Annotated in this window: 11 protein-coding genes; 4 read left to right on the forward strand and 7 right to left on the reverse strand. The window is 65.8% G+C overall.

Annotated features, from left to right (window positions below):
• Positions 1-47 precede the first annotated feature (47 nt).
• The 5 genes from H6A21_RS05375 to H6A21_RS05395 form a co-directional block, all read right to left on the reverse strand.
• Positions 48-683 carry a flavodoxin family protein gene (locus H6A21_RS05375; protein WP_204561084.1) on the reverse strand — a complete coding sequence of 212 codons (636 nt, stop codon included), beginning with the start codon at positions 681-683 and terminating at the stop codon, positions 48-50.
• 115 nt (positions 684-798) lie between these two features.
• A complete protein-coding gene (locus H6A21_RS05380; protein ID WP_204561086.1) occupies positions 799-1,743 on the reverse strand; it encodes a D-2-hydroxyacid dehydrogenase in 945 nt (314 codons plus the stop codon).
• A gap of 84 nt (positions 1,744-1,827) precedes the next feature.
• Positions 1,828-2,457: a helix-turn-helix domain-containing protein gene (locus H6A21_RS05385; protein WP_204561088.1), complete on the reverse strand. Its 630-nt coding sequence runs from the start codon at positions 2,455-2,457 to the stop codon at positions 1,828-1,830.
• 1,197 nt (positions 2,458-3,654) lie between these two features.
• Positions 3,655-4,164 (reverse strand): VOC family protein, encoded by a 510-nt coding sequence (locus H6A21_RS05390; RefSeq protein ID WP_342636065.1) that lies wholly within the window; start codon positions 4,162-4,164, stop codon positions 3,655-3,657.
• Positions 4,165-4,177: 13 nt separating this feature from the next.
• Positions 4,178-5,953: a 1-deoxy-D-xylulose-5-phosphate synthase gene (locus tag H6A21_RS05395; RefSeq protein WP_204561090.1), complete on the reverse strand. Its 1,776-nt coding sequence runs from the start codon at positions 5,951-5,953 to the stop codon at positions 4,178-4,180.
• A 388-nt stretch (positions 5,954-6,341) separates the two neighbouring features.
• Between H6A21_RS05395 and H6A21_RS05400 the strand changes: the two genes are divergently transcribed.
• The 3 genes from H6A21_RS05400 to H6A21_RS05410 all read left to right on the forward strand — a co-directional run bounded on the left by H6A21_RS05400 (position 6,342) and on the right by H6A21_RS05410 (position 8,938).
• Positions 6,342-6,761: a YbjN domain-containing protein gene (locus tag H6A21_RS05400; protein ID WP_204561092.1), complete on the forward strand. Its 420-nt coding sequence runs from the start codon at positions 6,342-6,344 to the stop codon at positions 6,759-6,761.
• Between the two features lie 292 nt (positions 6,762-7,053).
• Positions 7,054-7,866: a ZIP family metal transporter gene (locus H6A21_RS05405; RefSeq protein WP_204561094.1), complete on the forward strand. Its 813-nt coding sequence runs from the start codon at positions 7,054-7,056 to the stop codon at positions 7,864-7,866.
• Between the two features lie 214 nt (positions 7,867-8,080).
• A complete protein-coding gene (locus H6A21_RS05410; protein ID WP_204561096.1) occupies positions 8,081-8,938 on the forward strand; it encodes an HAD hydrolase family protein in 858 nt (285 codons plus the stop codon).
• 272 nt (positions 8,939-9,210) lie between these two features.
• On the opposite strand, the gene amrS is transcribed toward H6A21_RS05410, so the two are convergent.
• Positions 9,211-10,089 (reverse strand): AmmeMemoRadiSam system radical SAM enzyme, encoded by an 879-nt coding sequence (gene amrS / locus H6A21_RS05415; protein ID WP_204561098.1) that lies wholly within the window; start codon positions 10,087-10,089, stop codon positions 9,211-9,213.
• Positions 10,090-10,128: 39 nt separating this feature from the next.
• Positions 10,129-11,583: an AmmeMemoRadiSam system protein A gene (amrA, locus tag H6A21_RS05420; protein ID WP_204561100.1), complete on the reverse strand. Its 1,455-nt coding sequence runs from the start codon at positions 11,581-11,583 to the stop codon at positions 10,129-10,131.
• 240 nt (positions 11,584-11,823) lie between these two features.
• On the opposite strand from amrA, the gene H6A21_RS05425 reads away from it, so the two are divergent.
• Entirely contained in the window at positions 11,824-12,510 is a 687-nt protein-coding gene (locus H6A21_RS05425) for a TetR/AcrR family transcriptional regulator (RefSeq protein WP_204561102.1), read from the forward strand.
• Position 12,511 lies beyond the last annotated feature (1 nt).

Below are 12,511 nucleotides of genomic sequence, written 5' to 3' on the forward strand. Positions count from 1 at the left end.
CGTCGGCATCGCTCATGATGCCTGTTTGTCTGTGCGGAGTGGTTCTCCTAGTGGATGAAGTTCGTCTGCGTGCCGGCTTCCTCGGCGGGAAGCTCGATGCCGGCTGCGCGGGCCGCCTCGATGCAGGAGAGCATCCAGGCCATGTTGCGGCCGAGCTGGCGCATGGTCCACAGGCCCTCGGCATCCTGTTCGACCTCATCGGCGGTGTTGCCGTGGACGTTGTTCCAGTAGCGCGAGCTCACGATGGGCATCTGCGAAATGGTGAAGAACTTCTGGATGTCGTCGAGGGCGGCGGTGGTGCCGCCGCGGCGCGCCGACACGACGGCCGCTGCGGGCTTGAACTTGAAGACGTTGGGCTCGCCGGCGCGACCGTTGGAGTAGAACAGGCGGTCCATAAAGGCGATTAGCGAGCCTGCCGCGTGCGCATAGTGCACGGGCGCGCCGAAGATGAACCCGTCGGCCTCGGCGGCCTTCTGGCGGAACTCGTTCACGACGTCGTCGAACACGCAGGCGCCCTTGGTGGAGCATCCGCCGCAGGCGACGCAGCCGCCGACGGGCTTGGCGCCGATCCAGAAGATCTCGGCGTTGATGCCATTCTCCTCAAGCGTGTGCGCGACCTCGACGAGTGCGCGATGGGTGCAGCCCTCCTTGTGCGGGCTGCCGTTGACGAGCAGTACCTTCATATTCCCTCCCAGATCATGTTGCCTGATTGCGTACAGCGATGATGCTGCCGGCGTAGGTTATACCCCGTATGGACTTGGTTCGCGGCTGACCGGCTGTCGCCTGCCGGCCGCGGTGTTAGCGCGAGAGCGGCACGTCGTTGCGCAAGGGCTCTCCCGCAGCGAGGTGGTGCAGGTTCTCCGCGGTGATGCGGGCGATGTTCGTGAGCACGACCGGCAGGTGGAACTGGCCGGCGACATGCGGGGTGATGAAGATGTTCGGGGCGTCCCACAGCGGGTCGTCGGCGGGCAGGGGCTCGGGGGTCGTCACGTCGAGAGCGGCACCGGCGATGTGTCCGTCCTCGAGCGCGCGGATCAGGTCCGACTGCACGACGAGGTCGCCGCGTCCACCGTTTGCGAAGTAGGCGCCTTGTTTGCAGCGGGCGAGAAACGCGGCGTCGACGAGGCCGCGCGTGTCCGGCGAGCTCGGCAGGAACGAGACGACGACATCGGCCTGCGGCAACAGCTTGGGCAGCTCGTCCATCGTGTGCATGTGCTCGAATCCGTCGGGGATGTCGCCTGCGTGCCGTCGCACGCCCGCGACGTGTGCGCCGAGGGCGCGTGCGAGCCGGGCGAAGTGGCTGCCGATGTCACCGGCGCCGAGAACGAGGACCCGCGCGCCGGCGATGGTGGTGACGGACCCGTGGTCGCGCCAGGCGTGCTCGCAGAAATCGTCTCGATAGGCGTCGAGGTGCTTCATGAGCATGAGGATCATGGTGAGCAGGTGCTCGGAGACGGCCTGACCGTATGCGCCGACCGCACAGGCGAGGTGCGCGCCCGCTGGCAGCGTGCCCGGCGCCATGTACTGGTCGAAGCCGGCGGAGTTCAGCTGAAGCAAGCGCAGGTGCTCCGCTGCCGCCAGCCGTGCGGGCGCGAGGTTGCCGACGATGACCTCGGCGCGGGCGATCTCTTCGTCTGTGACGTCAGCTTTGGTGGTGTAGGTGATGCGCGATCCATCTGGTGCGGCGGCCTCTATGATCGCGCGCTCGTCGTCGTTGAACGGAAGAAGAACGAGGATGTCCATCGAAAGGCCTCCCTGGTATCGCGCGTGCATGGGGCCCGCAGGGGCGATCCCCGTCGGGCCGGTTCTCAGTATAGCGCGGGAAACCTAGAGTACCGGAAGCTGGCCGGCACGGCGCTCGACGCGCGGGGTGCGCAGGCGGAACAGGCCGTGGCGGTTGCAGTAGATGTACAGGTACCCACTGCCGCGCATGGGGAAGCGCACCTCCATGGTCTGCTCGGGATAGAGCTTCACCAGTGTGGTGCGCTCTGAGGTCACGTACGCGGCGAAGCTGATGAAGTGGTCCTTGGTCATGGGATGGTCAAGCGTGAGGTACCAGTCGTTCTCGATGCGCTCGACGTGCACGGCATGCCCGGGGTCCTCGGCGGCGTCTTCCGCCTCCTGCGGCAGAAGGGTCACGCCGCAGCAGGAAAACGAGCCCTCGCCGAGCGCATGGATCACGTTGCCGCACAGCGGGCAGACGTAGAAGCGCGAGCGGAGCATGTTGCCCGCGCGGTTTGCATTCGCGCGGACGTCCCCGGTGAGCAGCTCGGCGATGGAGACGCCGAGCGCGCCGGCGAGCGGCTCCACCAGCGAGATATCGGGCAGGCCCCGTCCCGATTCCCACTTCGATACGGCCTTGTCGGTCACGCCGATCCGCTCGGCGATGTCGCGCTGGGTCAGACCGCGCGCCTCGCGCAGGGTCCGGATGGTCTCGGCGGTCAGATAGGTGCTCATGGCGATTCCCTTCGTTTCTCGGTTGTCCGTTGTCCGTTCTTCATTATCCGGACGGCGCCGCCGCGCGCCACCTACGCCCCGTAGACCTGCTGCTTGGGTTGGTGGCGCCGGTGGACGCTAACCGCACCTGTTGTCGCGCAACGCGGGGGAGGGCCTGGGACCGCCCGTTGCTTGCTATTTCCGATACAACGCTCTTTGTGCAGTGTTGCACAATCAATCGTAGTAGATATGCCACCTGCGCTTCATAAACAGCCGTTGGCCAGCTCGAATCAAGTTGCAAGCTGCAGCGAGTTTACAGTATTTATAAATTAATAAAGAGGGAGGGGCGAACGATGAATGCTCTACAGCGTAATGAGTATGCCATTATTTGCCATCCCTGCGGAAAAGCATCCAGATAAAGCGACGTAAACGCCGCAGAGCTCAGCCAAATTTCAAAACGAATCATGAATCGAAACGGAGATGAGCGACGAGGACTCACCTTCATAAATTGATATCGCTGATAGAAATGGAGGCGCCATATGACCGGTAGCATCAAATTGCGCAAAACTGGGATTATGTCCTTACTCGCATTCGCTGTAGCAGTAAGTTGGCCAATAGAGTAGGTGCAACCCATGTTGATACAACCAATAACGCTCCTAAGCTTGTTGCTTCTCGTTGTGCAGTATGCGTTCTACATCGTCGCACTGATTGCGCTTATAAAGTATCTAAGGAATAAATAGATACTCGACCGGGCGATGGCCTTCCCGAAAACACTCAGGTTCTGGAACTTCTACGGAAAGGACCCGAGCTAGAGCTGCCGGCCGTCCGGGGGGGGAGTACAGCACTGTGCAAAAGATCGTTGTTACCGATTAGGTTCCCACTTGCCGGTGTCACATCAAATCGGACCGAGCGACAGTCGCCCAACAGGGTTTTTCCTCAGCGGATCGATGTCGTTGGTTGGGTCCCGCCCAAGAGAGCACCTAATAGCGTCAATTTGGAACAACTCGAGAGTGTGGGGCAACCGCGCGAAGGGTAGCCCGGGGCAAGCGGCCCCGTTTGGAGGAGGCTGAGTGCACGGCGTCGCCTTGGGCGATGTCGTGCTGCCTTTTCGGCGGGCTGCTGCAATTGCGTCGGAAGCCATGGTTTCTCGGTGCCATACAACATGAAAAGCGGCCGTAAGCGGCCGCTTCAGAAGGAGAGGGCGATGGTGGTTGGGCATCAAGCCTGGTAGTCGTGGATGACAGCCTCGATGTTGTTGCCCTCGGGGTCGAGCATGAAACAGGCGTAGTAGCCCGGGTGGTAGTCGCGCGGTCCCGGCGCGCCGTTGTCGGTGCCGCCGTCAAGCGCCGCCTCGTAGAAGGCGCGAACTGCCTCGGCGCTCTTCGCGCGCCATGCGTAGTGGCCGGGCGCGACCGGGACGCCTTCCTTGGCAGGCGAGATCCACACGGCGTCGCCGTCCTCATCGTTCACGAACTGCACGCCGCCGGGGCACTCGACGCCCTTGTGGTAGCCGAGGGTTCCCATGACGCGCTCGTAGTAGGCGGCCATGCCATCGAGGTCGTTGACGCGGATATGAGGTGGTCGAGCATGAGCGGGCTTCCATCGAGACGGGTTCGGACAGGCGGGCGCACGCGGCGCACCGCTCGCGTTTATACCCCCTATGGTAGATAGGATGTTTCGCCTGCCGTTCAGCGGTCGGCGAACGGCAGGATGCCCGCTCCGCTTGATAGCAGGGCCGTCCCTACTCGATGGTGCCCAGCAGCCGAAGCGCGTCTTCGGCCATGGCGTCGACGGTCATGCCGTTCTCTGCGAGGAGCTCCTGGGGTACGTAGCGGTCGGGGAAGCCGATGTGCACGCCGTGGCAGCGCACATGCGTGCCGAGCGGGCTGAGGTAGCGGGCGATCTTCTCGCCCCATCCGCCCTCGAGCACGCCGTCCTCTAGCGTGATGATGAGGTCGTGCGTCTGCGCGAGCTCGGTGAGGTAGGGCTTGTCGAGCTCGGTGACGAAGCGCGGGTTCACCAGCGTCGGGACGATGCCCGCGCGCTGCTCGATTGCTGCCGCCAGCTGCTCGCCGAGCACGAAGAAGTCTCCCAGGGCGAGGATGGCGATGTGCGAGCCCGTCCGCACCGTCTGATAGGCCGGCGCATCAAAGGCCGCATCGGTCGGAAGTGCGGCGGCGGGGTAGGGCAGCGCCACGGGAACGCGGATCGCAACGGGGCAGTCGCGCTGGTCGAGCGACCAAGCGAGCATCGCCAGGTACTCTTCGGGGCCCGTGGGCGCCAGGTAGCGCAGGCCCGGCATGTTGCCGAGCATCGAGATGTCGAAATAGCCGAGATGGGTCTGGTCGGTCGTGCCGAACACGGATGCCCCGAAGACTAGGATGGTGGCGGGCGTGCCGTTCAGGCAGACGTCGTGCCACAGCTGGTCGTAGGCGCGCTGCAGAAACGTGCCGTAGATGCCGAGGACCGGTTTGGCGCCCGCTCGGGCAAGCGCTGCGGCGAACGTGACCGCATACTCCTCGGCGATACCCACGTCGACGAACTGCCGACCCGCCTGCGCCCGGCGCTGCGGCGTGAACCCCATGATGTAGGGGGTCGCGGCCGTGATGGCGATGACGTTTTCATCGTCCTGCATGCGCGATATGAGGGCGGCGGCGGTCAGCTCGGCGTAGTCGGGGCCTGCGCTCGCGGTGCGGGAGGAGAGCTTCTGGCCGGTTTCGCGATCGAAGGGACCCACGTGGTGCCAGCCCTCCGGATCGCGCTCGGCGGGCGCGAACCCCATGCCCTTGCGCGTATGCACGTGTACCACGACAGGATGGTCGCAGCTTCGCAGCTTTTCGAGGGCGTCGACGAGCGCGAGGACGTCGTTGCCCTCGCCGACGTAGCGGTAGTCGAGGCCGAGCGCGCGAAAGAGGTTGTTCGGCGCGGTGCCGCGGCTTGCGCGCAGCTCGGCGAGATTGCGGTAGAGGCCGCCGTGGTTCTCGGCGATGGACTGCTCGTTATCGTTCACGATGATGATGAGGCCGCCGGTGTAGTCGGCGGCGTTATCGAGCCCCTCGAACGCTAGGCCGCAGGATAGCGACCCGTCGCCGATGATGGCGACGACGTCGTAGGTGTCGTGCGCGAGGTCGCGCGCGCAGGCCATGCCGAGGGCGAGGCCGATGGAGGTCGAGGTGTGGCCCATGGCGAACAGGTCGTGCTCGGACTCGGTGGGGTTGGAGAACCCCGACACCTCGTTGTAGTGCGCCGGATCGAGATAGGCCCGCGCGCGGCCGGTGAGCGCCTTGTGGGCGTAGGTCTGGTGCGAGACGTCGAAGATGATCTTGTCGTGCGGGGAGTTGAACACGCGGTGCAGGGCGACCGTCAGCTCGATGCTGCCGAGATTGGGGCCGACATGGCCGCCCACGGCAGCGGAGCTGGCGATGATGGCCTCGCGAATTTCGCTACATAGCAAGGGGAGCTCGCAACGGTCGAGCACCTTGACATCGTCAGGTGTTGCGATGCGCGAAAGGTACATGCTGTGCGCTTCCTCCCCATAAAGATTCAATCCCATCTATGGGCCTTCATTCCCTCAAGAAATTCAGTGTCTCACAAAACGACGCCCGATGTGTGGCGAGTGTGCGAGGGTTGCTCCATACGGCAGTATACGCGCCGCGGCGGGCGGCTCGTCCGGTGAGGGCGGCGGAGAGCGAGGCGGCTGCGTGCCGCCGTTTTCGCAGCGGTGTGCGTGATGATGAAATATGATAGGTGCGATAACATTTCGGATGCAGTCGAATCCGGCATGCCGGGCGCATCCGGCGGATATGCCCGCCAGGGTCGACGGACCCCATCGGGAGCGGTACCCTGCGGGGACAGGCGGCTGTATGCTGCTCGTGGAGTTTCGGGAAGAGACGAGAGGACCATTCATGTACGACAATACGCGTGCGCTGATGTACGAGATGCGCGCGGCAGGCATCGAGCACCGCAGCGACACCCCCGAAGACGACACCAACGTGTTCGATACCGTGCGCGTCGGCTGGGCGGGCGCCCACGTGCCGCGCGTGACGATCCTCATCCGCGTGAACGACCGCGGCGCCCATCTCGAGACGCTTCCACTCGGCGAGGTCGCCCCGGAGATGCGTGCACAGGCACTTGAGGAGATCAACGCGCTCAACGGCGAGTACCGCTGGCTGAAATACGTGATCGATGAGTCCGCCATGCTGACGTGTGAAAGCGACGTGTTCCTCGTGCCGGAGGTTGCGGGGCTGTTCGGCATCGCCGCCATGGGGCGCATGTTCGACACGCTCGATGAGGTGTATCCGCGTCTTGCGGGGCTCCTGCGTTAAAGGCGTTTCGGCCAAAGGCTTTTGCGGCCGAGGATGCGCAGACGAGGCGGATGCAGGCGAGGACGGAGCGCGGCGCCGCGGCGCCGACGCGGGCGCGCCCGCGGGAGCGTGCCCGCAGATGCTCGGCGCGACGGCATCTGGTGTGGAGCGCCCCGGTCGGCGTTTTCGGATGGTGCGGCGCCGTCTGCCCCGTTCGGAGGTGAATGCGCTTCGGTTGTGCGGGGATAAGCAGTAATACAAGATGATCTGTCGGTGCGCTGCGCTCGGCAGAAGTTTGGAAACGAGGTTCCCTATGTTTTCTCCCGAGGTGATGCGCGCCCTGACGTGGGCAGCGCTGGGCTGCGGCTTCACGTGGCTCATGACGACGGCAGGCTCTGCCGTGGTGTTCTTCTTCCGCAGCGAGCGCAAGCTCATGCACCACATTTTCCTGGGCTTTGCGGCGGGCGTGATGATCGCGGCGAGCGTATGGTCGCTGCTGAACCCGGCTATCGAGCAGGCGGAGGCGCTGGGGCAGATCGGATGGATCCCCGCTGCGGGAGGCTTTTTGCTCGGCGTGGCGTTCCTTGTGCTACTCGACAGCCTGCTGCCGCACCTCCACATGGATTCCGACGAGCCGGAGGGCCTGCAGAGCAGCTGGAAGCGCACGACGCTGCTCGTCTCCGCGGTGACGCTGCACAACATCCCCGAGGGCATGAGCGTGGGCTTGCTGTTCGCCATGGCGGCGCAAACCGCCGGCGCTGCCGGCGAGGCGTATCTGGGTATGGCGTTTGCCCTGGCGCTCGGCATCGGCCTGCAGAACTTCCCCGAGGGCGCCGCCATCTCGCTGCCGCTGGTGCGCGAGGGCATGTCGCGCCGGCGGGCGTTCGTCATGGGCAGCCTGTCGGGTATCGTCGAGCCCATCTTCGGCATTCTCGTCGTGCTCGCGTCCTCCTGGATCGAGCCGTTCATGCCGTGGCTGCTCTCCTTCGCCGCGGGCGCGATGATCTACGTGGTCGTCGAAGAGCTCATCCCCGAGGCCCATCTGGGCGAGCATTCCAACGTGGGAACGTTCGGGGTGATTGTGGGGTTCGTCATCATGATGGTGCTCGACGTCGCGCTCGGGTAGCGCGCCTTCCACCCATGGTCGATACCGTGCCTTCGTGCCCGGGGCCGCTGCGTGCCGATATCAACTCGGCATGCGGCGGCCCCGGTCTTTTTGCGCGCATGCGCATGCGCGCCGTCCCGTCAGGGTTGCGTCATGCGCGGTAGGTCACGTGCGGTCTGCATCTCGGCTGGGAGTACCATGGAGGGCGGCAGATTCGCGAGAGTGGGGGACCCACATGATCAAACTGTTCGCCGCCGACCTGGACGGCACGCTGCTGAACGCGTTTCACAAGGTTGACCGCACCGTGGCGCGCGCGGTGAGGGCGGTGGCCGATGCAGGGGCGCACATGGTGCTCGCCACCGGGCGCACCATGCTCTCCAACCGCGAGCACGGCTTTGACGGGTTGCCGGTCGAGATGTGCAGCGGCAACGGGTCGATCGTGGTCGGCCCCGAGGGCGTGCTCAAGACGTTCCCGCTCCAGCCGCGGCTACTTGAGGAGCTCGTGCCGGCATTTCCCGACATCTGCTTCGAATGCGTCACGCTGGAGGGGATGTTCGCCACGGGCACGGCGGACATGCGCATGGCGGGCTTCTCCTCCGACCCGTGGTGGCGCCAGATCGCCATGCGCGGTATGCGCCAGACGTTCCAGAGCTCCATTCACTTCGAGACGCCGCTGGCCGTCCTGCTGGAGCGCGAGGTCCTCAAGGTCAACTGCCGCGTGCCCGACCCGGCGCGCGCCGAGGAGCTGAAGGCGTTTGTCGCCGCGCATGCGGACCTGGTGGTCAACGCGCCGTTCTCGCCGGTGATGTTCGAGCTGACCGACCCGGCAGTCAACAAGGGCGCCTCGATCGCCTGGCTCGCGCGCTTCTACGGCATCGAGGAGGATGAGGTCGCGGTCTACGGCGACGGCGGCAACGACATCGCGATGCTCGAGCGCTTCGAGCACGCCTACGCGACGGCGAACGGCAGCCGGGAGGCGAAGCGCGCGGCCGGCACCGTGATCGGCCCCTGCGCGCTGCACGCCGTGCCGCGCCACATTCTGGCGACGCTGAGGAGGCAGAGCCGGGTTCCCGCCTACACGCGCATCGAGTAGCGATGCCGTGCGGGTGCGGCCCGTCTGTTCGTGTGCGTCGCCGCCCGCTTGCCGCCCGCTTGCCGCCCCTGCCTTCGGAACATCATGATGTTCCGGTAGGCGGCGGGGCGTGCTGTCGCTGACCGGTATGACCTGCTGCCCGCGCAGATCGCCGACCGCGGCATGGTCATCGTCGCCGACATCGCCCGCGTGCTCGCTGACGCCCACAACGTCGCGAAATGCGCGGGTGCGTAGGCGGCGGGGAGTCCTTGGCGTCGCGCCCCGCCGCGGGGCTAGCAATTGCCCGTGTAGACGTGCGCGAGATGGCGGCGCGCTACGTCGGCGAGCCGGTAGACGGTCTCGACGGGCGTCGGCGCGCGGTCGCGCATGTGCCAGCGGGGGAAGAACCGGGTGACGTGGTAGGTGATCGTGTCGGCGCCGCGGCCGCCATCGAGCCCAGCGAGCCAGGACGCCGCCGCGTCGATTTCGTCTTCCGTGTCGTTCATGCCGGGCACGATAAGCGTGGTGACCTCAAGGTGGCATGCGGGGTCCGCTGCCAGGCGCGCAATGGTGTCGCGCACGCACGCGAGCGCGCCTGGACCCGCCACGCAGGCATCGTAGAAGGCATCGGTGAATCCTTTGAGGTCGATATTCGCCGCGTCGATGAGACCCGACAGCTCGTCGAGAACGCAGCGCGCGGCGCATCCATTCGACACCAGCACGTTCACGAGGCCGTGCTCGTGTGCGAGGCGGGCGCAGTCGCGAACGTATTCCCAGCCCACAAGCGGCTCGTTGTAGGTATAGGCGATGCCGACGACGCGCCGGTCTCGCCCGCGTGCGTCGGCCGTGAGCGCGACGAGCTCTTCAGGGGAGAGGTCCCGCCATGGAACCTGTGTCTTTCCTGCCTGCGATATCTCGGCGTTCTGGCAAAACGGGCAGTGCAGGTTGCATCCGTAGTTCCCGAGCGACACGACGAGCGTTCCCGGCATGAAGCGGGCGAGCGGCTTCTTCTCGATGGGGTCGAGGGCAAGCGATGTCACGCGTCCGTAGTTGTCGGCGACGACCGCGCCGTCCCTGTTGCGCCGGGCGCGGCAGGCGCCGAGCTGTCCGGGGGAGAGCCGGCAGTGATGCGGGCAGACCGTACAGGTCGCATATGGTTCGCGAGCTTCCATGGCGTCTCGATTCTGCCCGCGGCGCGCGGGCTTTCAGCCCTACAGATGGCGCGTGACGGTGAACCGCTCGAGCCGTACGCTCGACTCGTCCGGGTTGATGCCGCCCTTGCGCGCGGCGATGCGGATTTGCTCCTCGACCGTGTCGATGCCGTCGAGATCGGGCAGCAGCAGCCCGCGCCGACCGCGGCTCGCGCTGACGATGACGCCGTAGCGCTTGGGGTCGAGGTCCTCCGGGCCGTCGATGGGCTCGGGGGCGGACAGGACATCGACGTCGTAGACGAGCTCGGGGAGCTCGGAGGCCTCCACGGGCGAGAAGCGCGGGTCGCGGCAGCCCGCCGATATGGCGTTTGCGCAGATCTCGGCGGCGAGCGTGTCCCGCGTGGGCAGGATGGTGCCGATGCAGCCGCGGAGCTGGCCGTCCTTCTTGAGGGAGACGAACGCGCCGGCGCGCGTGGAGGTGAGCTCGTCGGGCAGCGCGGCGGCGAGGTCGGCGGGCAGGTCGCATGCCGGGTCGATGCGCCTGCCCTCGCGCACGTACGATTCGAGTGAGAAGCGCGCCAGACGGACCCAGGGGCTTTCCGCGGCGCGGGTGCGCGCAATCGCATCGGCATGCCACGCATCGTACTGCTCGGCGAAGGCGCGGTTTTCGTCTGTGCCGGCGGGGCCCGTGGGCGTGAACGCGGCGATGCCGTATCCCACGCCGAAGGGACCTTCGTGCGAGAGCAGCTCGGGTGCGACCGGCGTGCGGTCGAGGGCGCCCGCCATGATCTGGAACGAACGCAGCCCGCATTCGGCGGCGCGCTCGCACATGCCGGGGTCGGCGGTCAGAAGAGCGAGAAAGTCGCCGTCGGCAAACGCGCGGCAGACGTAGTCGTCGAAGACGGGGCCATCGGGTGAGAAGCCGTAGGGGCCGTCATCTTTCAGCTTGTGGGAGAGGTCACCCGAGGCGATTGTGACCACGCGGCGCCCCAGCTTGTCGGCAACGTGTTGGACGAGCTGGCCCATGCGGTAATGGTCGCGCGGCGAGAGGCCCGATAGACCCATGCGCACGACGCGGTAGGCGGGCGGCTCCGTGCCGGCGTCGCGCCTGCGGGCATATTCCTCCTGCACGAAATGCAGGGGCACGAGCACGCCCCAGTCGAGCTCGGGATCGCGTTCGCCCGCTGTCCCGGCGGCAAGGCCGCATGCATCCGCTGCGCGGCAGAGCGCGTCGATGAAATCCCGGTCGTAGGTCACGCGGCTGCCGTCGGCGCGGTCGCCGAACTGCGCGAAGGTGCCCGACGCGCCGTCTCCCTGCGAGATATGCAGGTAGTCGAGGTACGAGGTGGAGTGCGGGCTCGAGATCGCGATCGTCTCGGGTGCCAGATCGGCGATGCGGCGCGCGACCTCGCGATAGGCGTCGATCGTCTTTTGGATTTCCGCCTCGCGACCATGGCCGACGCCGGGGACGATCAGCGGCGGGTGCGGGACGGCGAACGCGGCAACAACGGACATAGCGGACCAACTCCTTTTCGATGCATGCCCTTAGTATGCCCACTTTGTCCGCACAGTCCGTCAGGGGCCGTCAGGTACCCGTCGGCTGAATACGGACTTCAGCAGGGTACCGTGCCGTCGCAGCTATCAGCTGTCCTCGCCTCCTGCGCTCGCAGTTGTGCAGAGACCGTGCTCGCCTCAATTTCGTACACACTGTGTGCAATAATGCACGCGTAGTGAAATTGCAACCGAGAGGACTGCATGCCACAGGCAGAGTTCAAGTGCGATCGGCGGTCGCTGCGCTCGCAGCACGCCCTGCTCGACGCGCTCGTGCAGCAGCTGAGCGAGGGCGAGGACCTCTCGCGCGTCACGGTGGCGTCGCTCACCGAGCGCGCGGGCCTCACACGGCGCACGTTCTACACGCATTACAAGGACATACCGGACTTCGTCGAGCAGGTCGAGAGCGCGATTCTGGCGGATATCCGCAAGCTGGTCGCGCGCATCGGCGCGGCCACGCTGCCCGAGCTCTATCGCAATATCGATGAGCTGGCTCCTGCCCCTGGTTCGGTCGAGCTGCTCAGCTACCTGCGCGACCGCGGCGAGCTCATCGGATCGCTGCTCGGCCCGGGTGGGGACCCCGCCTTCATCAAGAAGCTCATCGATCTGGCGCGCGAGGCGGTGGCCGGCCGCATGCAGACGGGTATCTTCCCGGGTGCGCTCGGCGCGTTTTTCGATTATTACCTGAGCTATGTCGTCACCGCCGAGGTCGGCGTGATCCAGCGCTGGTTCGAGACGGGGCTGCGCGAGAGCCCCGAGACCATGGCGCGCATCATGACGGTGATCGCCTTCGTGCGCCCCGGCGACCTGTACGGCAAACCGATCGATATCAACGTGCCGGAATACGGCATGAAGCTCTTGAACCTGCACTTTGAGACCGAGGAGATCTAAC

It is taken from the genome of Collinsella tanakaei, assembly GCF_016902615.1.
In the GTDB taxonomy this organism is placed as follows: Bacteria; Actinomycetota; Coriobacteriia; order Coriobacteriales; family Coriobacteriaceae; genus Collinsella; species Collinsella tanakaei_A.